The sequence below is a fragment of the Ligilactobacillus aviarius subsp. aviarius DSM 20655 genome, from assembly GCF_001436315.1.
GTDB lineage: Bacteria > Bacillota > Bacilli > Lactobacillales > Lactobacillaceae > Ligilactobacillus > Ligilactobacillus aviarius.
This window is the reverse complement of record NZ_AYZA01000009.1, coordinates 64,330-86,061: the sequence shown is the minus strand read 5'-3', so window position 1 is coordinate 86,061 and position 21,732 is coordinate 64,330. Positions and strand designations below refer to the sequence as shown.

The following is a 21,732-nucleotide window of genomic DNA, read 5'->3' as shown; positions in this document are numbered from 1 at the left end:
GAAAAATTCCAATCCGTTTTTTTGATATCAAAAAAGACCTCAGGAATCATCCTGAGGTCTTTTATTAGACCTTTTCACCTTTTTGCAGCTTAGCCGCCATTTCATTGATTTTTCGCAGCCGGTGATTAACCCCCGACTTTGAAATTGGGCCGCCGGGAACAAGTTCTCCGAGTTCTTTCAAACTTAATTCTGGGTGAGCCACCCGAACATATGCAACTTCCCGAAGCTTATCAGGCAACTTATCAAGGCCCAAATGTTCATCCAGGTACTTAATATTTTCAATCTGCCGGTTGGCTGCATCCGCAACTTTATTCAAATTTGCGGTTTCACAGTTAACGATTCGGTTAACTGAATTACGCATATCGCGAACGATTCGAATATCTTCAAACTTCAGCATTGAATTGGTTGCTCCAATCAATGAAAGAAAGTCCGCGATCTTTTCGGCTTCCTTCAAATAAGTAATATACCCGCTGCGCCGCTCAGTTTTCCGCGCATTCAAATGATACCGATTCATCATTTCACAGATCGTATCATTATGCTCTTCATAAAGCGAATAAATTTCTAAATGGTAACGCCCAGTCTCCGGGTTATTAACCGATCCGGTCGCCAAGAAGGCTCCCCGTAAGTATGAGCGCACCTTCAAATCATTATCAAGAAATTTAACCGGAACCGTTTGTTTGATTTGAAATCCATCTAAAATATTCAAATCATTCAAAACACGTTCACTATTGTTACGCAGCTTAACAATGTATAAATTGTTCTTTTTAAGTTTCATTTTTCGCCGAACGATCAATTCACTTTCAATTTGATAAAATTGTTTCAACAGTGAATAAATTCGCCGGGCCGTTGCCGGATTTTCCGTTTGAACAGCTAACACAAAATGGTGATTTTCAATGCTCAATGATCCGTTCATCCGAATCAAGGCCATTAATTCAGCTTTACCGTTCCCCTCTTCATGAATCTCAAGTGTTGTGAGTTCCTTTTTTACATCACTTGCGTAGGACAAATGAAATCATCCTTTCTAATTAATCCATGAATTTGGTCGCCCGATCAGTTGCATTAACTCTTCAACCACCTGCGTTCCATTGTGGAATACCCCATGATCGCGCAGTTCAAGGAAATTATCCGAAATTACCCGGCATCCCTGAGCACGTAATCCTTTGAAGTCATGTTTAACTTGATCCAAATATTCGTCATACTTTTGCCGGTCCATGTAATTTTGCGGCACCGGTTCCGTATTAACTAAAACCGTATTAATAAAATTATGGTGCAAATGATCGTGTAATACGCGGACGTGCTGCGCATCCGTAAAATGTTCGGTTTCACCCTTCTGCGTCATGATATTGCAAATGTAAACAACTTCGGCCCTGCTTTTAAGAACCGCTTCACCGACATTACTGATCATCAAATTCGGCAAGATACTTGTAAAAAGACTTCCTGGTCCTAAGACGATTTGATCAGCATTCAAAATTGCATCGATCACTTCAGGAACGGCTTGCGGTTCGGTATCATCAATGGCAGTGACCCAAACCTTTTCAATTGTCTTTCCAGCCGCTGAAATTTCAGACTCGCCGGCTAAGTGGGTTCCATCCCTAAACTTGGCATTCAAGGTTAACGGTGTATTTGATGCTGGATAAACATGCCCATCGACTTGCATCATCTTTGAAAGCTGCTGAACGGCTTCAAAGATATCATCGTTGTCCATTTCAGATAACGCAGCAATAATCAAATTCCCAATCGCATGTCCTGAGAAAAATTGATCATCCGTTTTAAACCGATATTGAAAAATCTTTTTGTATAATTCAGGAACATCTGACAACGCAACCATTGCATTGCGAATATCTCCTGGTGGAACCACGTTAATGTAGTTCCGAATCACTCCTGAAGAACCGCCGTCGTCCGCAACGGTTACAACCGCGGTAATATCGACATCTTTTTTACGCAATCCCTTTAAAATTACTGGTAGACCGGTCCCCCCGCCAATCATTACAATTTTTGGTTTTACCTTACTCATGAGCGGTTTACAGTCTCCTTTCTGCGATTAACATCCCGATGAGCGATCGTTACGTGATAGTCCTTTTTTAGAAACTCACCTGTACGGCGGGCTAAAGCAACTGAACGGTGTTGACCACCAGTACAGCCAATGGCAATGACGACGTTGGTCTTGCCTTCTTTAATGTATCCCGGAATGACGGTTTGCAATAGTGCCTCAAAATGGTTTACAAATTCCGTTGTCTTATCGGAATTCATAACATAGTCATAAACTTCTTGATCAAGGCCGGTTTTGTCCCGAAGTTCAGGAACATAATATGGATTTGGTAAGAAACGAACGTCCATTACAATATCCGCATCAATCGGCAATCCATATTTAAACCCAAATGACATCACATCAATGTGGAATGGATACTGGCCTTCATCCGTTTGAAAACTATGAAAGATTTCTTCCCGCAACTGCCGCGGCGAAAGCTTGCTTGTATCAACGACCAACTGCGCCTGGGCTTTAATTCCTGAGAGCAATTCCCGTTCCCGCCGGATGCCGTCTAACGGCCGGCTATCGCGTGATAACGGATGGGAGCGCCGGGTTTCCTTATACCGCGCAACCAATTCTTCGTTGGAAGCATCGAGGAATAAGATCCGAATATCAATTCCTAAATTGTGCTTTAATTCTGATAAAACCTCATTGATCTCATCGTAAAAATTCCGAGCCCGCAAATCGATTACAAGAGCCACCTTATGGATTTTCCCGGTTTCCTTGATCAGTTCCCAGAATTTAGGAAGCAATTCAGGGGGCATGTTGTCAACGCAAAAATACCCCAAATCTTCGAAACTTTGCATTGCAACTGTTTTACCAGCCCCGCTCATTCCCGTAACAATTACCAATTCATCTGATTCGCTCATCATGATTTCCTCCCTTGTTCATTCACCACAATCCTTAATTTAATTATTATAATACATTTAACATTAATTTACCGCTTCTTTAAAAGATCTTTTAAATATTTTCCCGTGTAGCTTTGCGGGTTAGTAGCAACTTCTTCCGGCGTTCCCGTTGCAACAACCGTTCCGCCGCCTTCACCGCCTTCAGGGCCAAGATCGATCAAATAATCGGCACTCTTAATGACGTCCAAATTATGCTCGATCACTAATACCGTATTGCCCTTATCAACCAAACGTTGTAATACTTTCAACAATCGATTGATGTCATCCGAATGCAACCCGGTCGTTGGTTCATCAAGAATGTAAAGCGTCTTTCCCGTGGCTTTCTTATGCAATTCTGAAGCCAACTTCATCCGTTGTGCTTCACCGCCAGAAAGCGTCGTTGCTGACTGTCCTAATTGAACGTATCCTAAACCAACATCTGAAATCGTCTGCAATTTCCGTTTGATTTTCGGAATCGCATCAAAAAATTCAAGGGCTTCGTCAACCGTCATGTTCAAAACTTCCGCAATATTCTTCCCTTTATACTCAACTTCAAGGGTTTCTGAATTAAACCGGGAGCCATGACATACCTCACAGTCAACATAAACGTCGGGAAGAAAGTTCATTTCAATCTTAATGATTCCATCGCCCTTGCACGTTTCACAACGTCCGCCCTTAACGTTAAAACTAAAGCGTCCTTTATTGTATCCACGCATTTTCGCTTGATTTGTTTGGGCAAAAAGGCCGCGAATATCGTCAAAGACTCCCGTGTAGGTTGCGGGGTTGCTTCGTGGCGTCCGGCCAATCGGCGACTGGTCAATGTTAATTACCTTATCAAGATTTTCAACCCCGGTAATTTTCGAGTACTTTCCTGGCTTATCAGTTGAATTATGATTGATTTTCTGTGCCAAAACCCGTTCAAAAATTTGATTGACTAATGTTGATTTTCCTGAGCCAGAAACGCCAGTTACAGCGATAAACTTTCCCAACGGAAATTCAACATCGATGTTCTTTAAATTATTTTCTGCAGCCCCATATAATTTAATTGATTTTCCATTTCCTTCACGCCGCGTTTCAGGAACGGGAATATATTTCTTTCCTGATAAATATTGGCCGGTCAATGAATTTTTGACCTTCATTACCTCTTGCGGCGTTCCGGCAGCCATTACCTGACCGCCATTTGCACCCGCACCAGGACCAATATCAATTAAGTAATCAGCCGCCCGCATCGTATCTTCATCGTGTTCAACAACGATCAGCGTATTGCCGAGATCACGCATCGATTTTAATGACGCGATCAACCGATCATTATCTCGCTGATGCAGTCCAATGGATGGTTCGTCAAGCACATAGATAACTCCTGACAAGTTTGACCCAATTTGCGTTGCCAACCGGATTCGCTGCGCTTCACCTCCGGAAAGGGTTCGGGCTGAACGACTAAGGGTTAAGTAGTCTAACCCTACATTTTTCAAAAATGTTAAGCGATCATGCAACTCTTTCAAAATTGGCCGGGCAATCATTTCCTTTTGTTCACTGAACTTTTGCTTATCAAAAAATTCAAGGGCCTGATCAACCGGCAGATCTGAAACTTCGCCAATGTGCATTCCATCGATTTTAACCGCCAATGCTTGCGGATTCAGCCGATAGCCGTGACATGCCTTACATTCCTGACTGGTCATGTAGCGACGCAAAATATTGCGGTTAAACATGCTGTTCGTATCCCGGTACCGCCGTTCAATGTTCGGGATGACCCCTTCAAACGTCATATCGACATCGCGTTTGCTGCCAAAGTCATTTTCAAAGTGAAAATGGAACTGTTTCGTTCCGGCACCATACAATAAGGTCTCCTTCTGCTTAGCCGTTAACTTGCTAAACGGTTTATCCATCTTGATTTTCTTTGCTTTACAAAACTGACTAAGTAGTGAGTAGTAATACTTTGAACTATCCGGAGCCCACGGCGCAATCGCCCCTTCTTCAAGGGTTTTGCTTTTGTCCGGGACAACTAAATCAGGGTCAACTTCAATTTTTTCACCAAGACCATCACATTCTGGACAAGCCCCAAACGGCGCATTAAATGAAAATAGTCGCGGCTCAAGTTCCTTAATTGAAAAGCCGCAATACGGACATGCCAACTTTTCAGAAAACTGTAATACCTGGTCGCCAATCACATCAACAGCAACATAGCCATCTGTGAGTTTTAACGCCGCTTCAACCGAATCAAAAAGCCGTGACCGGATTCCACCCTTGACAATGATTCGGTCAACAACAACTGAAATCGAATGTTTTTTATTTTTATCAAGTTCAATTTCATCACCGATTTCATGCATTTCGCCATCAATAATGACCCGTACAAAACCAGCCCGTTGAATTTTTTTCAAAACTTCCTTGTGCTGGCCCTTTTTATCCTGGACGACTGGTGCTAAAATCTGAATTTTTGACCGTTCGGGAAGTGCTAAAATTTGGTCAACGATCTGTTGTGGTGATTGACTGGTAATTTGATGACCGTCATTCGGGCAAATCGGTGTTCCAACCCGCGCCCACAAAAGCCGCAGGTAGTCGGTAATCTCAGTAACCGTTCCAACCGTTGATCGCGGATTTTTCGACGTTGTCTTCTGATTAATTGAAATTGCCGGTGACAGTCCATCAATCGAATCGACATCCGGCTTCTCCATCTGACCTAAAAATTGCCGCGCGTATGATGATAAACTTTCAACATACCGTCGCTGCCCTTCAGCATACAACGTATCAAATGCCAGCGAACTCTTTCCGGAGCCAGATAAACCAGTAATAACAACTAATTTATTTTTGGGAATTGTCACATCAATGTTTTTCAAATTATGCGCGCGTGCGCCATGAATTTCAATTTGATCCTTTGCCACGTCAATTCCTCCTTCTTACCCAATTTCAGCTTCTAATTCGAGAATCGTGTCCCGAAGTGAAGCTGCTTCTTCAAATTTCAAGTCTTTGGCCGCCTGCTTCATTTGGGTCTTCAGCCGGTCGATCATTTCTTTTTGTTCTGCCTTGGTCATCTTGCTAAATTCAACTTCGTCACTTGCCAAATCTTCAGTTTCCTTATCTGAATTATCAAGCACTGAAATTTGGTCCCGAATATCTTTTTTGATTGTTTTCGGTGTAATGTGGTGCTTCCGGTTATACTCTTCTTGAATATGGCGCCGCCGTTTCGTTTCATCGATTGCCGCCTGCATTGAATCCGTAATTTCATCGGCATACATAATTACATGCCCGTTAACGTTCCGGGCAGCCCGTCCGATCGTTTGGATCAATGACCGTTCATTCCGCAAAAATCCTTCTTTATCCGCGTCCAAAATCGCAACCAGGGATACTTCCGGCACATCGATTCCTTCCCGCAAAAGATTGATTCCGACAAGCACATCAAACTTACCGAGCCGCAAATCGCGAATAATCTTCGTTCGTTCAAGCGTTTTAATGTCGGAGTGCAAGTATTTGACCTTAATTCCAAGTTCCTTGAAATAATCCGTGAGATCCTCTGCCATCTTTTTCGTCAACGTTGTTACAAAAACACGTTCGTGCCGTTCAACCCGCTTATTGATTTCACCAACAAGGTCATCCATTTGACCCATCACTGGGCGAACTTCAATTTCAGGATCAAGCAACCCGGTTGGCCGAATGATCTGTTCAACGACATGATCGGTTTGTTCCTTTTCATACGGTCCCGGGGTCGCTGACATGTAAATGATTTGATGAACATGCTTTTCAAATTCTTCAAGCTTTAGCGGTCGGTTGTCAAGCGCGCTTGGAAGCCGAAAACCATAATCGATCAGCATTTGTTTCCGTGAAATATCCGCATGATACATGCCCCGAACCTGCGGCATTGTAACGTGTGATTCATCAACGACGATCAGAAAATCTTTCGGGAAGAAATCCAACAACGTGTACGGCGGTTCACCTGGTTTGCGGCCATCCATATGCCGGGAATAATTTTCAATTCCTGACGTATAACCCATTTCCTTTAACATCTCAATGTCATACGTTGTCCGTTGTTTCAACCGTTCTTCTTCAAGCAATTTTCCTTGAGAATGCAATTCCTTTAACCGGTCGTCAAGTTCATGCTGAATGCCGTCAATTGCGCGTTTAAGCTGGTCATCATTCGTCATGAAATGGGTTGCCGGGAAAATTGCAACGTGGTTTCGGTCACCGAAAACCTCACCAGTCAACGGATCGATTTCCCGAATCCGGTCAATTTCATCGCCGAAAAATTCAACCCGAAGTGCCCGTTCATCATGCGAAGCAGGAAAAATTTCAACGACATCCCCATGCACGCGGAACCGACCCCGTTGAAAGTCAACATCATTCCGTTCATATTGGATATCAACTAACGATTGTAACAACTTATCGCGTTCGATTTCTTGACCGACCCGCAATGAAATTGTGTGCTTTTGATATTCAAACGGGCTCCCTAAACCAAAGATCGATGATACGGAGGCAACAACGATCACATCATTGCGTTCCAGCAAAGCACTTGTTGCTGAGTGTCGTAATTTATCGATTTCATCATTGATACTTGAATCCTTTTCAATGTACGTATCACTGGAAGGCACATATGCTTCAGGTTGATAAAAATCATAATAACTAACAAAATATTCAACCGCGTTATGCGGGAAAAATTCCTTCAATTCGCCATAAAGCTGCCCTGCCAATGTTTTATTGTGGGCAAGAACTAAGGTTGGTTTATTATTATTTTTGATTACATTTGCAATCGTAAACGTTTTTCCAGTTCCGGTTGCCCCAAGCAGGATTTGAGATTTTTCACCCTTTTTCAATCCTTCCGTAAGTTCTTGGATTGCTTGCGGTTGATCACCCGTTGGCTTATAGGGTGCAACTAAGTCAAATTTCCGATCCGCTTGCCGTTCGATCATTTCCATTCTCCTTTCTCAATCAGATTGTTATCAATATTTTATCATAACGAACATATTTTCGCATTTTCAAAAACTTAATTTCGGCAAGCAAAAAGGCTGGAAATTCACCAGCCTTAAATGCTTTTTAATTCAATTGATTCGATTAGCCTTTAACAAAGGCCATCACTGTATCTTCAAATTGTTGCCGTTTAGCAAATGCTTCGTCTTGTGAATCGGCTTGCGTTCCAATGTAGAACTTAATCTTCGGTTCTGTTCCTGAAGGCCGAACAGCGATCCAAGTTCCATCTTCAAGCAAGTACTTCAACACATTTGATTTTGGAATCTTGATTTCTTCAACTGTCCCGTCAGCATTCGTCTTCGTTGACTTTTCAAAGTCTTCTAAGGCAACGACCTTGTAACCGGCAAATTCCTTTGGTGATTCTTCACGGAATTTCGTCATCAAGTCTTCAATTTCCTTAGCACCTTCAACCCCATCAAAGGTCAATGAAATTGTCTTTTCAGCGAAGTAACCATACTTCTTGAAGAGTTCTTGCAAACCATCATAAAGGTTCATGCCTTGCTTCTTGTAGAAGGCAGCAACTTCGGCAAGCATTACCAATGATTGGATGGCATCTTTATCGCGAACGAATGGACGAATCAAATAGCCGTAACTTTCTTCGAACCCAAACATAAATGTGTGTGAACCGTCAGCCTCAAAATTCTTAATTTGTTCAGCAATAAACTTAAAGCCTGTTAAAACGTTGATCATCTTAACGTTAAAGTTGGCAGCGACTTTCGTTGCAAATTCGCTTGATACGATTGATTTAACAGCCACTGCATTTGATGGCAATGTACCGGCATCTTTCCGGGCCGTCAAAATGTAATTCAAAAGAATGGCTGCAATTTGGTTCCCGGTCAATAACTTGTATTCACCATTTGGTTGACGAACCGCAGCGCCTAAACGGTCAGCATCCGGGTCAACCCCAATCAACAAGTCAGCCCCTTCTTTTTTACCGAGTTCAATTGCCAAATCAAAGGCAGCCGGATCTTCTGGGTTTGGCTTTTTAACGGTTGAAAATTCCGGATCTGGTTCAGCTTGCTGCGGAACCATCGTGAAGTTTTCAAAACCCGCTTGTTTCAAAGCCTTTTCCCCTAACATTGCTCCCGTACCGTGAAGCGGCGTAAAGATCAACTTCATTGTTTTGCCTTCTTCGGCAACCAATTCATGATTGATCGTTACTTGGTTAACTTCTTCTAAGTATGCCTTATCAACTTCGTCACCAATAATCTTAAGGGTACCGTCTTCGATCAATGCATCCTTATCAGCAACCTTAACGCCGAAAATGTCCTTCACTTGACGGATATACTTAGTGATCATATCTGATTCTTTTGGTGGCATTTGAGCCCCGTCTTCGCCGTAAATCTTGTATCCGTTGTATTGCTTTGGATTATGACTTGCAGTGATCATAATTCCCGCATATGTATGTAAATGACGAACTGTAAATGAAAGTTCTGGAGTTGGCCGCAAACTTTCAAAAACGAATGTTGGAATTCCATGAGCTCCTAAAACCCGGGCAGCATCAAATGCAAATTCTTGTGAATGATGCCGTGAATCATAACTGATTGCAACCCCGCGTTGCTTGGTTTCATCATCAAGGGTGTCCATAAAAGTTGCAAGCCCTTCAGTTGCTTGGCGAACAGTATAAATGTTCATCCGGTTGATTCCAACCCCTAAAACGCCCCGCATTCCAGCAGTTCCGAATGAAAGCGGTTCGTAAAATGCATCTTCTAATGCTTCTTGATTATCTGCTAATTGATCTAATTCAGCCTTTAAATCAGCTGCTAATTCAGGATTATCTTTCCATGTTTGATAGGTTTCTTCCCAACTCATTAATATCACCTTCCTAAATATCACTTTAATTTTACTATAAAAGCGTTTTTATCGTAACTATTTTTGATTAAATTTTATCTTTTAATTGCATCTTGGTCTAAATACCACGGTTGCTCAGCCTTCCGCCGCCGCACGATCCAGATTGCCAATGCACTGAAGAAGAAAATAAATGATAGCCACTGTGAAACCCGAAGCGGTCCGAGCATTAAACTATCAGTCCGCATTCCTTCAATAAAGAACCGACCGAATGAGTACCACATTACATACGTCAAAAAAACTTCGCCGCGTTTAAATAACTGTTTTCGATGCCGGAGGACCATCAGTAAAATAAACCCAGCAATATCCCATACTGATTCATACAAAAATGTCGGCTGGTAATATGTCCCGTTGATACACATTTGCTGAACAATAAAATGCGGTAAGTGCAGTGTATTTTGCAAAAATGCAAGCGACGTTGCAACTCCGTGAGCTTCCTGATTAACAAAGTTGCCCCACCGGCCAATTCCTTGAGCCATAATTACGGTTGGCGCAACAATGTCTAAGAACTCCCATGCTGAGATCCCCCGGTGCTTGCAAAAGATGATCAACGTAATTGCCGCGCCGATCAACCCGCCGTAAATCGCAATTCCGCCATCCCAAATCCGGTAAATCATTTCGGGATTCGCTGAATAGTATTGCCATTGAAAAACAACGTAGTAGATTCGGGCACAAATAATTGAAATCGGTAACCCAATAATCAAATAATCATAAATGTTTTCTTCATCAAGTCCGCGGCGATTTCCTTCCCGAACTGATAAAATAACCGCAAGTAAAACGCCGGTTGCGATAATAATTCCATACCAGTGAACCATGATCGGTCCAATTGTAAACGCAATTCGATTAATAATCGCTGTTGCTGCAATATTCAAAATTTTCCATCTCTCTTATTTATTCTGAGTTGAATTTTCCTTAATCAAGTTATTTAAGTTTTCATCAAAAGTCTTCGTTGCATCGTAACCCATTGTCTTTGCCCGGTAATTCATTGCCGCTGCTTCAACAATAATGGCCATGTTCCGTCCAACTTTAACTGGAATCGTGATCTTTGGAATCTTGATTCCGAGCAACTCTTGTTCTTCTTCGCCGCTGCCTAAACGATCGAATTGTTTATCCTTACTCCAATTTTCAAGGTGAACGATCAGTGAAATATGGGCATGCGTCCGAACAGCCCCTGCACCATATAAATTCATGACGTCGATGATCCCAACTCCACGAATCTCAAGTAAGTGAGCTAAGATTTTCGGCGGTTCACCGTAAACCGTAAATTCATCCTTCTTATAAACTTCAACCCGATCATCGGCAATCAACCGGTGACCGCGTTTGATCAAGTCAAGGGCAGTTTCTGATTTTCCGACCCCGGAATCCCCGGTGATCAGAACTCCTAACCCATAAATATCAACTAAAACGCCATGAAGCGATTGCCGTTCTGCAAGTTGACCTTGCAAATAATACGTGATCCGTGAAGCAATCCGCGAAGTTGACGACTTCGTTCCCAAAATCGGGATATTCTTTTCCGCCGCTGCGGTTGCCATACTTTCGGGAACCGGTAATGACCGTGAAACAACCAGGCATGGCGTTTCATCAGTACATAACTGCCGCATAACTTTAAGTTGATTTTCAGGAGTCAACCGTTGTGAAAATGAAATTTCCGTCATTCCGAAAAGCTGAACCCGTTCAGCCGGGTAGTAATCAAAGTATCCCGTCAATTCCAATCCTGGACGAGACATATCATCGGTTTTAATTAACCGTTTATCGAGGTATTCTTGCCCTGAATACACGGTCAATCCGCATGCATCAGCTAACTGTTTGACTGTTACACTTCGCATCCTCATTCCTCATTTCTGAAAGCCTTTTTATCATTAACATTTTACCATTAAATCTAACCAGTGCCGATTAATTATTCAATAAAATGGTCGGAAACGATCATATTGACCACACTGATAATGATTGCCGTCACCAACGTTGCCCCAAAACTGCTGAAGGCAAAATCCGGTTTAAGTGCCCATGAAGCAAGTTCAAGCATAAACGCATTGATCACCACGTAAAACAAGCCAAATGTCAGTGCAGTGATCGGCAATGACAGTAACACGATGATTGGTTTAACAAAGCGGTTCAGCAATCCGACAACGACTGCCGCCACAAATGCCATCCAAAGGCTTGAAACGTGGAACATTGATGGAAAAAATCCGGCAATCGCAATAAAAATCAACGTATCAAGAATTGCTTTTTTCCAGAATCCCATGAATGATTTCCCTTCTACTTCTTAATATCTTTTTCCTTCACGTCCCGAATAACTTTCCGTCCTTGATTATTCGGCCGTGCAGGACGATTTGATGTTTGATCTCCAAAAAAAGAACTAAAGCTGGTGGCCGATTGGTTCGGATTAAGCGGCATTGCCAGAGCTAAAATAACATAAATGCCGACTGGCAAAATCGAAAGCCGGGCAAACATTGAACAAATCAGACCAAAAATCAAGTAACCAATTCGAATATACTTCGGATCAATTCCGAAATAATCCGCAAAACCACCGCATACTCCAAATAAAATCCGATGATCGTTTGAACGGTAAAGTTTCTTTTTCATTCAAATCCTCCCACTTTAATTCATCTTCCGAAACTGAACGATTCCAAGTTCATACGGTGAATCGTTATAAATTGCTCCTTCTGTGATTTTTAAATCACCACTCATTGTCTTGACCTTCAAATGGCAATATGCCGAATCAAGCTGTAATGCTTCATAAAATTGATTTTCATTCGTAACTGGTTGATTATTGCACGTCAAAATCACGTCACCAGGATTAAGACTCATCTTCGCTGCCGGGGTTCCCGGACGAATGGCAATTACCCGAATTCCTTCGCTCACTTCAATATATTGCGCCCGGTTTTTATTTACCTGTAAATAATGGTAAAGGTGAATTCCAACCGTCATCGCCAGCATGATCATGATCCATAAAATTTCCAAATGCGGCAATAACCATGCGCCAACTGCGAGGACGAAGGCACCAGCTGCCAAAATTAGGTTTTGTTTTTGGACCGTTTGCATTCGGGCTTCAACTTGTTCGCCGCGAATCCGGCCTGCACTGCCGACAAAAAACGGCAAAATAAACAAACTAAAATGAACTTCGCCGAAATGAATCAACGGCAAAAAATGGAATAGTTTTTCCATTAAAGTTCCTGGAATATAAATCATTAACGGCAAAACCGTAAACTCGCTCCAACGATAAACTGCTAAGCGCCGTTTCCGCCGATTCTGCTTGATTTGCGGCGTAAACCAGACCGCACTTTCGCCATGGGTCAATCGGCCTTTAACAAGGTAATTGAATCCCAATAACAATAAGATTACCGGTAAAACTGCTGGTTGCCGAAGAACTGCTAAAATTCCTAAAATGTAAAGCGGAACGGCACTCAGATCAATGCGGGATATGCAAAGAACAGCCACTGCCGCCAAAATTTCGTATAGGACAATTGCTTTCATCGGTAAATAGCAGCCAATAAGCAAACTGATCAGCGAACCAACGATTCCCCATAAAATTCCCTTCTTAATAAAATGGCGAATTTCAAAGCAATCCTTATTCAATGCAATTTTAAAGTTCCGCCGATCACTGCGAATTCGAAGCGTGTAACAAACACCCGTCCATAAAATTCCCAGCCACAATAATGGTTGAATCAAAAATGTTCCAATTAATTTAAAAAATTCCATTCATATCCCTCTTTATTGCGGATTTTCCTGTTGTAACTTCCATTGAAGATAAGCATTAATAAAGCCGTCAAGGTCACCGTCCATTACCGCCTGGTTGTTGGCCGTTTCATATCCAGTCCGGTGATCCTTCACCATTGAATACGGGTGAAAAACGTAAGACCGAATCTGCGAACCCCAGCCGATATCCATTTGTTCACCTTGAATCTCAGCTTTTTGCCGCTGCTTTTCTTCCAATTCACGCTGGTAAAGTTTAGCCCTTAACATGCTTTCCGCTGTTGCCCGGTTTTGAAATTGCGACCGCTGTGCCTGACTAGAAACCACGATCCCGGTCGGAATGTGAATCAACCGGACCGCCGATGACGTTTTATTAATATGCTGGCCGCCGGCACCGCTTGACCGGAAAACTTCCATTTTGATATCTTCTGGCCGTAAATCGACTTCAACACTGTCGTCAAGTTCTGGCATCACGTTAACGGACGCAAATGATGTGTGGCGTCTGCCAGCCGCATCAAACGGAGAGATCCGTACCAGCCGGTGAACACCCTTTTCACTGCGAAGATAGCCGTATGCATTCGTGCCCTTGATCATTAAGGTTACACTTTTAATTCCGGCTTCTTCACCAACTTGATAATCCGCAACTTCAACCTTAAAGTTATGCTGTTCTGCCCACCGCATGTACATCCGCATCAGCATCGAACCCCAGTCTTGGGATTCGGTTCCGCCAGCGCCAGGATGAATTTCAAGAATTGCATTATCCTTGTCATACTTTCCATTTAACAGCAAAGACAGTTGATACTTTTCAAGTTGCGCTTGTGTATCATTGAGCTGCGTCTCCAATTCCGCTCGGAGCTCCGCATCCGTTTCATCTTCCTGTACTAATTCAAATAAAACATCTAAATCGTCAATTGATTGTGAAAGTTGATGAAAGTTATCAAACTTATTTTTTAATTCATTATTTTCATTAATTAACTTTTGAGCAGCCGTGCCATCATCCCAAAATCCAGGTTCAGCCATCTTCGACTCGTTTTCAGCAATTTGCCCTTCAAGACTCTCTAAGTCAAAGAGACCTCCCGAACTCAGAGATCTGATGGTTCATTGCTTCGATTTGATTTCGATAATCCGCAATTTCCATTTTGATTCTCCTTTGATATTAATTCTCTTTCATTATACATGAATCGCTTTTGAACGAAAACTACCATAAAATACAGAAAAGGGATCGCAGCATTTGCCGCAATCTCTTTCTTTGCCTATTTCTTCTTTGCAGTTGCAACTTTCTGATCCGGGAAGAACAGCGTAAACGTTGTTCCTTCTCCTTCAGTACTTGTAACCTTGATTTTTCCTTTATGCTGTTGGATCAACTGGTGAACGATTGCAAGTCCCAATCCGGATTCGCCCTTTGTCCGCGCCCGTGATTGGTCTGCCTTGTAATACCGTTCCCAAATATTATCCAACTGTTCCTGACTCATTCCGATTCCGGTATCTGAAACCTTAATTTCTGTTCCAACTTGCTTTTCACGCCGTTTAACGGCCACCGTGATCGTTCCATCCGTTGTAAACTGAATCGCATTTTGAATGATGTTATAGAAAATCTGCGTAAACCGGTCATAGTCAGCACATACCGGAATGTCTTCCTGCGTTTGCATTTCGAAATGGTCGTTTGCTTCATCGGCTTTCGGCGTGAGTTGCCGCATGATCTTGTTCAACGTTTCGGTTGCGCTAAACTTTGTTAAGTTAAGCTGCATCGAACCGGACCGAATCCGTTCATAGTCCAAGTTATCATTAACAAGCCGAATCAACCGTTTTGTTTCGTTACTCATTAAATCAATACTTTCGCCGACCTTGTTTTCAGGAATTGCATTGTACTTCATTCCTTCGAGCAAACCGTTAATGGTCGTTAACGGTGTCCGCATTTCATGCGCAGCATTCGCAAAGAATTCCTTGCGTCGCTGTTCCTGCCGCTGAATTTCTTCCGACGATGCTTTCAGTGACGTGGCCATTTGATTAAAATCAATCGCGAGTTCATCAAGCTCATCTTGATTTCCGTGTTCAATCTGAACATCAAAATTGCCCTCTGCGACTTGGCGGGTAGCAGCCTGTATCTTTTTGATTCGCTTCGTAATGTAACGGGCAATCAGGTAACTGATAATGAATCCCAAAATCGTACAGATCATTAACGCAAACGTTAAATTTTGCTGAACCTTGCGGAAATCGTTGTGAATGTTTGAAACGGCAGATGCAACTGAAATGACGGCAACAAGCTGACCGTTAACATCAAAGCACGGCATGAAAATATCCGTCATCCGTTGCTTGGGCATCATTTTCGGGTGTTCACCATGGTGATCCTTAAACAACCGTCCCTTCCCTGCAAGGTCATCCCGCCGTTTTAAAATTTTGCCGCTTTGCAATTCTTTCCAATCATTTTTCGAAATCGTTGACTTAAACCCGTATTGCGGATAAAGAACTTGATCCGGACTGGTATAAATCGTAAAATGCACATCATTGTTCTTCAAGATCATTTCACTATCCCGCAGTTCTTGGGCATTCAACGTGATTTGGGTTTCGCCCTGGTCATTCGTCGTTAATTGCAATGCATTGTTGCGAATACTTTGAGCATAGCCCTCCATCCGTGTCCATGCATCCTGGTAAACATTTTCCTTTGTCAGGTGAAACAAGGAAACCCCAACAATTGCAAGGAAACACACGATCATTGTAAAAAACAGCAACATTTGCTGATAAAGAAGTTTGAACTTAAACTTCATTTTACTTTACCTCAGAATCATCAAACTTGTAACCAACACCCCAAACCGTTTGAATCACTTGGGGGCCAACCTTTTCGATCTTTTGCCGAATCTTCTTGATGTGGGCATCAACGGTCCGTTCATCACCGTAGTATTCATAGTCCCAAACCAGTTGCAATAATTGTTCCCGTGAAAAGACTTGCCGCGGTTTTTGAGCAAGGGTCTTTAAAAGATCAAATTCCTTCGGGGTCAAATTATTTAACGGCTTATCATCCAAAAAGACTTCCCGCGTGGTTGTACTCAATTTCAAATGATCAGTAACCACATCAAATTTTTCAGCGGTATTATCTTGGTTTGGAGTTCCGCCGCCAATCGTTGCCCGCCGGTGAAGAGCTTTGATCCGGGCAATCAATGTGATTGGTGAAAACGGCTTAACAACGTAATCATCAGCTCCCATTTCAAGCCCTAAAACCTGGTCGCTTTCTGAATCCCGCGCTGTCAAAATGATGATCGGAACGGTTTTTGAAATCTTCCGAATTTCAGCGTTCACCTGCATCCCATCCATCTTTGGAAGGTTCAAGTCCAACGTGATCATATCCCAACTATTAGGAGCGGCCTTGAACTTTTCAATGGCTTCTTCACCATCGTAGGCATACGTGGCATCCCAATTTTCCTTTTCAAAAAACATCGACATCATTTCACATACTGATTTGTTATCTTCAATCATTAAAATCTTCATTAATATCTCTCCTACCTAATTATCGAGCTGAATTTAACAAAAAAGACTGAAGAAGGATCATTCCCTAGCTTCAGCCCTCTTATGGAGATGGCGGGAGTCGAACCCGCGTCCAAGCATATCGCCACCTAAACATCTACGTTCATAGTCACACTATTTAAATTTCATTAATAACTCCGCCGTGTAACATGGCCACCGTTATCAACTAGCCTGATCGATCTCTTTTGCCAATTTCAGACGGGAACTGACAACGTAGTCCACTGCTTATAAAACCTTAATTAGAACGTGGACGATCCTAATCAAGATTTACGCTATACCGCGATTAGGCAGCTAAGGCGTATGAATTATTGTTATTTTTTGCAGTTATATTTAACTGAGCGTTTTATAGTAGTCGCAACCTACTAAGCGCAGTTTAAGCTCGACCTATACCTGTCGAATCCTAAACATCCCCAAAATCTGTTACATTAGTATTCTATCATAATCATACCAAAAAACAAATTTTGTGCTTGCCATCCCTTTATTTTTCCTTACTAGTACACAATTACCGGTTCATTAACTGAAAGTGAATTGTAAACTTGGCCGGCTTGGTCTGGACGAATATTGGCACACCCGTCTGATCCTTGAGTCAAGTATGCATCCTTGGCCCAGTTTGTCCGCCACCATGCATCGTGGAAGCCGCAACCATCGTTTGTAAATTGAGCCCAGTATTGAACCTTGCAGCTGTAAGCTTGACCGTTATAGCCAACCCCCTTCAAGGTTGAAGGTGATTGTTTGTACATAATGTAGTAAACCCCTTTAGGAGTATCATTATGTGATTGGACGTTCCCGGTTACAACGTCAACTTGATCAACTAACTTTCCATCACGGTAGAACCATGCATGTTGATCAGCGATTGAAAGTTCAGCGTAAGTATCACCGATGCCATCGTTTGATGTTACGCCATAGCCCGTTCCGTTTTCATTGTAGCCAATCCCATAAATATTATTCTTGGCATCAACGGTCTTCGTTCCATTTTCGTAAGCCTTTAAGATGCTTGCAACCGCACTCTTCGTATCAATTGCCCAGCCATACGTCTTGCCTTGAACTTGAATGGTATTGCCATTTGAAGTCTTAAAGTTGAACTTCTTGCCAAGGGTCGATTGACTCTTGTTGATTTGATCAATCTTATCCGCAAGGGCCTTTGAATTAATTTGATACTTGCCATTGATATATTTAGCTGACGTGATCATTTGTTTAGCTGGTAAATTATAATCTTGATTTTCAACCTTATAATCAACCGTTGCATTCGCCAAATCTTGCAACTTCGTCTTTTCATTTTCAACTTGTTGGCTTGATTCGGTTACTGGCTTAGCGATGATGGCTTTCAAATCAATATGATCATCGTTGACTTGATTATCATATTCCTTCATCATTGCTTTGACGTTGTATTGATTTCCGTCTTTTGCCTTTTCAACTGAAACCGTTCCGTTCTTCAAAACGGCGCAGGCATCCCGTGCTGGTGTCCGGTTAGCGTTCATTGCGGTTAACTTTTGTTGCACCGCATTGCGCAGATCAATTGTCCGGTATTGATTATTTTGATTTGATGAAACGTTATAGTTTTTTGCCTTACTTGTTGGAATCAAAGTAAATTGTTTCTTCAAAATTGCTTTGACTTCTGGTTCGTCTTGAGCGGTAACTCCGGAAACGGTTTGCTTTCCTTGGTAAATTACTCGATTACCAACTTTAACCATATTATCCAGTTTCCCGTTCTCGAGTTTTGACATTGCTTGACTTGCAGTCAATCCCCCAACATTAACTCCATTAATGGCAACTCCTTTATTAAAATGGTTTGCTTGATAAGCTGCCATTCCACCGAATGCAATGGCAATTACTGCGACCACAACGATCGTAATAATTGCTCCTTTCTTTTTCGCTTTGATACCTATCAATCCCTCCATTAGTTTACTTACCTAATTATAGCTTTTAAAATTAAGTTTTCAATCCTTAATTTAACTAAATTCATTGAATTAAAAATGGGAAATTTATGACCGTTTTCTGATAAATTTATAAATCCTAATAAACCGCGATTTACCCTGCTAATAAATTTTCACTGGTCAAAATATTTTTTATTACCTATTGAAAATTTCTTATCCTATTAAAACTACATTTGATCCATTTTGGCATTCAACATTTGGTCAACAATTACATTTCCCTTATTGTCCGCATGGCCTTTAGTCCAAATAAACTTAATTTGCGGGAAATATGGTAAAAGACGGTCAATTTCCTGCCACAATTCTTGATTAGCAACCGGTTCACCGGATGATTTGCGCCACCCGTTTCGTTTCCACGACTGCAGCCACTTCTTTTGAATCGCCTGCAAAACGTACTGTGAATCTAAGGTGGCATTAATTTTTTCGTGATTCCATCCGCGCTGTCCCAGAACTTTCAACGCATTTTTTAAAGCCATCAATTCCATCCGGTTATTGGTTGCGCCGTATTCACCGCCTGTTCCGCGCACATTATGACCATCCCGCCGAATCAAGAACGCCCAGGCCGCCTTATCATCAGCATGGACATGATCGCCCGCATGGTTGCCATGGTTGCGGGATCCGCCGTCGGTAAATAAAAGAATATCCGGATCCTTCCAGCCGCTTTGGACTGCCGAAGACGAAGACTTCTTTTTGGAATTTGAAACTTCATTCCCTTGAAGATAACTTTCGGCATCAGTTCGTTGGCGAAAACTTTTATATTCTGCTTTGGGAAATCCCTTAACTTGGGCTTCACATTCACTCCAAATTGAATAGATTCCTGGTTTGCGTCCCTTGCGCACAGCGTAAAATTTCATTGTAATTCCCTTCTAAAATAAAAAATGAGGCTGCGCTCATCGCTCAGTCTCGCATCCGTCTTTAACTTTTTACCTTTTAATTACTTTTCGAATTTCGTCCGTAACCCGTTTAAAGATTGTTCTAATCCTTTTAACGGTTCTTTCAGCGTCAAATAGTAGACACTTTGAAGTCCTTTTTTATGAAACGAAACAATCCCTGCATCCCGCAAAATCTTAAGATGATGCGAAACAGCGGGTTGAGTAATTGCCATTCTCTCCGTAATTGAAGTTACCGTCAACCCATCATCTAAGTGGTGAGCAAGGAGTACGATAATTTTTTGCCGATTTCGATCTGCCAATGCATGCATTACATTAAAGTCTTTTTCAAATGATTTAATCGCAGCTTCTTGCTGTTGATTTAACTTGCTAACTGCCATCCTTCCCCACTTCTTTCATAAACCAATTTCAATTATAGAGTACCATTATGATTTGATAACAGCAAGCGTTTACACCACAATTTTATAAATTTAAATTAAATGAACAGATAAATTGATAAAAACATGCACGCCGTCCCGCCCATGACCAGCAAATGCCAGATCACATGGGCAAACCGTAAATTGCGAATGCTGTAGATCAATGCTCCAAGGGTAAAAACCACCCCGCCAGCAATCAATAACCACGATGAGGTGATTCCTAAACTTGTTAACAACGGTTTAGCTCCCAGTAAGCACATCCATCCCATTAAAACATACAGAAGAGTTTCAACCTTTTGTTGCCGGTTCTTGGCAAATAAGTGATAAGCCATTCCGCCAAGGGCAAGTGCCCAAATCACAACCAGCATCCCAATTCCTAGCCAGCCGCGAATCGCCAGTAAACAATACGGGGTGTAAGTCCCGGCAATCAATAAGTTGATCCCGCAATGATCAAAGCATTGGAAAATTCGACTAAGCTTTGTAAAGTACAACGAATGAAAAAGGGTTGAAAACAAATATAACCCAATTAACGTTATTCCATAAATAATCACCGTAACCGCAACCAGGATCGAATTTGTTTTGATGCCTTTTAAAATCAATAACACTAATCCCCAAATACTTAAGCCGATTCCAATTGCGTGGGTGACTGCACTTAAGATTTCATTGATAATCTGTTCTTTATGTGTCATGTTCTCGCTCCTTCATCCTTGGTATCTTAATTATACTACATCTAGATTTAAATTCTAGTTATAATGAATTTAAATATTAAAATCAATTGGAAATCTAATTTTATTTTCAATTCAAATTCCAAAGCATGCTATAATTAAATCAGATTAATTAAAGAAGGATTTAACACAATGAAGATCGATGAATTACTTGCAAACGCGCCGCAACTGCCGCAATGGAAAGAGCTGCCTGATCTGGCCCTTTATATGGATCAGGTCGTCAGCCTTGGAAACCGGTACCTTGAATCGATTATTTCGGGCCCAATTACCGCGTCGATGGTGAACAGCTACGTCAAAAAAGGATTAATGCCGAAGCCGATCAAAAAGAAATATTCACAAGAACACGTTGCTTCGCTGATTCTGATCACCATCATGAAACAGGTCTACTCACTTGATGATATTCATGAATGGTTGCTTACCAACGTCCAAGATAATTACCAGGAAAATTACAATTCATTTTGCAAAGCTTTCAACACTGCGTTTGCTGATCTTGATTTGCACCACTTTAACCTTGACTTGCATTTTGATGAATCAAGCCGGGCTGAGTTGGCCTTGAACCTTATTATTCAAACCGTGATTTGTAAAATCATTAGTGAGCATTTAATTAATGAGCATTAAAAAATTCCGTTAAGCATTGATTGCTTAGCGGAATTTTTATTCTTTACAAAAAACGCCCTCCATCGCTGGAGAGCGTTTTTCATTTGCCATTATTCTTCTTTATCTTTTTTCCGTTTTCCGATTCCGAAGAGTCCAAGCAGTCCTGAAAGAGCGATCAACAATCCGCCGAACAACGAATGATTTGCTGAATCTTCACCGGTTTGCGGCAAAGTATTCTTAT

General features: G+C 41.8%; 20 protein-coding genes and 1 other RNA gene. 1 reads left to right on the top strand and 20 read right to left on the bottom strand.

Features of this window, described 5'->3' with window-relative positions; translation table 11 throughout:
- Window positions 1-64 precede the first annotated feature (64 nt).
- The 19 genes from whiA to trhA all read right to left on the bottom strand — a co-directional run bounded on the left by whiA (window position 65) and on the right by trhA (window position 20,858).
- Window positions 65-1,006, bottom strand: coding sequence for a DNA-binding protein WhiA (gene whiA / locus FC33_RS01655; RefSeq protein WP_057826885.1), 942 nt, complete (start codon window positions 1,004-1,006; stop codon window positions 65-67).
- A gap of 15 nt (window positions 1,007-1,021) precedes the next feature.
- Entirely contained in the window at window positions 1,022-2,014 is a 993-nt protein-coding gene (locus FC33_RS01650; RefSeq protein ID WP_057826884.1) for a gluconeogenesis factor YvcK family protein, read from the bottom strand.
- A complete protein-coding gene (gene rapZ, locus FC33_RS01645) occupies window positions 2,011-2,898 on the bottom strand; it encodes an RNase adapter RapZ (protein ID WP_057826883.1) in 888 nt (295 codons plus the stop codon). Before rapZ ends, FC33_RS01650 begins: the two co-directional genes overlap by 4 nt.
- Window positions 2,899-2,966: 68 nt before the next feature.
- The gene (uvrA, locus tag FC33_RS01640; protein WP_057826882.1) at window positions 2,967-5,795 is read right to left on the bottom strand and encodes an excinuclease ABC subunit UvrA; all 2,829 of its coding nucleotides are present in this window, start codon (window positions 5,793-5,795) and stop codon (window positions 2,967-2,969) included.
- A 15-nt stretch (window positions 5,796-5,810) separates the two neighbouring features.
- Entirely contained in the window at window positions 5,811-7,814 is a 2,004-nt protein-coding gene (uvrB, locus tag FC33_RS01635; protein WP_057826914.1) for an excinuclease ABC subunit UvrB, read from the bottom strand.
- 142 nt (window positions 7,815-7,956) lie between these two features.
- Entirely contained in the window at window positions 7,957-9,684 is a 1,728-nt protein-coding gene (locus tag FC33_RS01630) for a phospho-sugar mutase (protein ID WP_057826881.1), read from the bottom strand.
- 74 nt (window positions 9,685-9,758) lie between these two features.
- A complete protein-coding gene (gene lgt / locus FC33_RS01625) occupies window positions 9,759-10,586 on the bottom strand; it encodes a prolipoprotein diacylglyceryl transferase (protein ID WP_373863522.1) in 828 nt (275 codons plus the stop codon).
- A 21-nt stretch (window positions 10,587-10,607) separates the two neighbouring features.
- Window positions 10,608-11,546, bottom strand: a complete 939-nt coding sequence (gene hprK / locus FC33_RS01620) for an HPr(Ser) kinase/phosphatase (protein ID WP_057826880.1) — start codon at window positions 11,544-11,546, stop codon at window positions 10,608-10,610.
- A gap of 71 nt (window positions 11,547-11,617) precedes the next feature.
- Window positions 11,618-11,962 (bottom strand): phage holin family protein, encoded by a 345-nt coding sequence (locus FC33_RS01615; RefSeq protein WP_057826879.1) that lies wholly within the window; start codon window positions 11,960-11,962, stop codon window positions 11,618-11,620.
- Window positions 11,963-11,976: 14 nt separating this feature from the next.
- Complete coding sequence (locus tag FC33_RS01610) at window positions 11,977-12,303, bottom strand: PspC domain-containing protein (protein WP_057826878.1); 327 nt, start codon at window positions 12,301-12,303, stop codon at window positions 11,977-11,979.
- Between the two features lie 15 nt (window positions 12,304-12,318).
- A complete protein-coding gene (locus FC33_RS01605; protein ID WP_057826877.1) occupies window positions 12,319-13,419 on the bottom strand; it encodes a PDZ domain-containing protein in 1,101 nt (366 codons plus the stop codon).
- A gap of 12 nt (window positions 13,420-13,431) precedes the next feature.
- A protein-coding gene (gene prfB, locus FC33_RS01600; protein ID WP_235803877.1) for a peptide chain release factor 2 occupies window positions 13,432-14,551 on the bottom strand; the annotation gives its coding sequence in 2 pieces (ribosomal slippage) (window positions 13,432-14,478 and window positions 14,480-14,551; 1,119 coding nt in all).
- Window positions 14,552-14,666: 115 nt separating this feature from the next.
- A complete protein-coding gene (locus tag FC33_RS01595) occupies window positions 14,667-16,178 on the bottom strand; it encodes a sensor histidine kinase (protein ID WP_057826875.1) in 1,512 nt (503 codons plus the stop codon).
- 1 nt (window position 16,179) lies between these two features.
- On the bottom strand, window positions 16,180-16,896 hold the full coding sequence (locus FC33_RS01590; RefSeq protein WP_057826874.1) for a response regulator transcription factor: 717 nt from the start codon (window positions 16,894-16,896) through the stop codon (window positions 16,180-16,182).
- A gap of 79 nt (window positions 16,897-16,975) precedes the next feature.
- Window positions 16,976-17,344, bottom strand: a transfer-messenger RNA (tmRNA) gene (ssrA, locus tag FC33_RS08140).
- 79 nt (window positions 17,345-17,423) lie between these two features.
- Window positions 17,424-18,821: a L,D-transpeptidase family protein gene (locus FC33_RS01585; protein WP_235803876.1), complete on the bottom strand. Its 1,398-nt coding sequence runs from the start codon at window positions 18,819-18,821 to the stop codon at window positions 17,424-17,426.
- 212 nt (window positions 18,822-19,033) lie between these two features.
- Window positions 19,034-19,717 (bottom strand): ribonuclease H family protein, encoded by a 684-nt coding sequence (locus tag FC33_RS01580; protein ID WP_057826873.1) that lies wholly within the window; start codon window positions 19,715-19,717, stop codon window positions 19,034-19,036.
- A gap of 80 nt (window positions 19,718-19,797) precedes the next feature.
- Window positions 19,798-20,133 (bottom strand): ArsR/SmtB family transcription factor, encoded by a 336-nt coding sequence (locus tag FC33_RS01575; protein WP_057826872.1) that lies wholly within the window; start codon window positions 20,131-20,133, stop codon window positions 19,798-19,800.
- Window positions 20,134-20,228: 95 nt separating this feature from the next.
- The gene (trhA, locus tag FC33_RS01570; protein ID WP_057826871.1) at window positions 20,229-20,858 is read right to left on the bottom strand and encodes a PAQR family membrane homeostasis protein TrhA; all 630 of its coding nucleotides are present in this window, start codon (window positions 20,856-20,858) and stop codon (window positions 20,229-20,231) included.
- A 168-nt stretch (window positions 20,859-21,026) separates the two neighbouring features.
- On the opposite strand from trhA, the gene FC33_RS01565 reads away from it, so the two are divergent.
- Window positions 21,027-21,512: a DUF1836 domain-containing protein gene (locus tag FC33_RS01565; protein WP_057826870.1), complete on the top strand. Its 486-nt coding sequence runs from the start codon at window positions 21,027-21,029 to the stop codon at window positions 21,510-21,512.
- A gap of 89 nt (window positions 21,513-21,601) precedes the next feature.
- Here FC33_RS01565 and FC33_RS08565 read toward each other — a convergent pair whose 3' ends face one another.
- Complete coding sequence (locus FC33_RS08565; protein WP_081037014.1) at window positions 21,602-21,721, bottom strand: LPXTG cell wall anchor domain-containing protein; 120 nt, start codon at window positions 21,719-21,721, stop codon at window positions 21,602-21,604.
- Window positions 21,722-21,732 lie beyond the last annotated feature (11 nt).